Below are 1,230 nucleotides of genomic sequence, written 5' to 3'. Positions count from 1 at the left end.
TGAATCGCCACTCATTTCCTAGACACCCTTCAGTTAGATAAACTAACTAAAAAGAGAGGTGCTTATGAGCGGTAAACGCTACCCTGATGAATTCAAAATCGAAGCGGTCAAACAAGTGGTTGATCGCGGTCACTCCGTCGCTGACGTTGCAAGGCGACTCGATGTCACGACCCACAGCTTGTATGCCTGGGTAAAGAAATTCGGTCCGGATAAAAAACAACATAATGAATTAACCGAGGCCCAGGCTGAAATAAAACGCCTCCAGAAAGAGTTAAAACGGGCAACCGAAGAACGAGATATTCTAAAAAAAGCCGCGGCGTACTTCGCAAAGCAGTCCGATTGAGGTACGCCTTTATCAAGGACAACAGCGAATGTTGGCCTGTTCGTTGGTTATGTCGGATGCTGGATGTTCATCCCAGCGGTTACTATGCCTGGCACAATCAGCCTCACTCAAAACGCGACAAAGCCAACCGACGGCTAACAGGGCTGATTAAACAATTTTGGCTGGAGTCAGGCGGAGTGTATGGGTATCGCAAAATCCACTCTGACTTGCGTGATATCGGTGAGCATTGCGGTGTGAACCGTGTTCATCGATTGATGAAAACAGAAGGCCTGCGTGCTCAAGTCGGTTACCGACGCCCTCGACAACGCGGTGGTGAAAGCCATATTGTTGTACCTAATCGCCTGCAGCGTCAGTTTAACCCAGTAGCACCGGATGAAGTGTGGGTGACGGATATCACGCATATCCGAACCCATGAGGGATGGTTATATCTGGCGGTGGTTGTGGACCTGTTTTCCCGCAAAGTAATTGGCTGGTCGATGCAATCACGTATCACCAAGGATATCGTCCTGAATGCTTTACTGATGGCCGTTTGGCGTAGAAATCCAAAGCGCCAGGTTATGGTGCATTCCGACCAAGGGAGTCAGTATACGAGCCACGACTGGCAAGCATTCCTCAAGGCCAACAATTTGGAAGGCAGTATGAGTCGTCGTGGAAACTGCCATGATAATGCGGTCGCTGAGAGCTTCTTCCAGCTGCTAAAGCGTGAACGTGTTAAGAAGAAAATCTACTCGAGCAGGGACGATGCACGCAGCGATATATTTGATTACATAGAGATGTTTTATAATAGCAAACGAAAACATGGTTCCAATGATTTGCTATCACCAGTAGAGTATGAGAACCGTTACCAAGAACGGCTGAAACGTGTCTAGATTAGCGGTGGCGATTCA

The 1,230-nt window shown here is 48.1% G+C and carries 1 protein-coding gene; it reads left to right on the top strand.

Translation table 11 applies throughout. The features are described 5' to 3' along the window. The first annotated feature begins 64 nt into the window (after positions 1 to 64). A protein-coding gene (locus KD147_RS16700) for an IS3 family transposase (protein WP_212548579.1) occupies positions 65 to 1,212 on the top strand; the annotation gives its coding sequence in 2 pieces (ribosomal slippage) (positions 65 to 302 and positions 302 to 1,212; 1,149 coding nt in all). Positions 1,213 to 1,230 lie beyond the last annotated feature (18 nt).

Origin of the sequence: Pseudoalteromonas sp. BDTF-M6, assembly GCF_018334135.1 — a bacterium.
Taxonomy (GTDB): Bacteria; Pseudomonadota; Gammaproteobacteria; order Enterobacterales; family Alteromonadaceae; genus Pseudoalteromonas.
The sequence above is the reverse complement of the archived record's forward strand: the minus strand, read 5'-3'. Positions and strand labels throughout refer to the sequence as shown.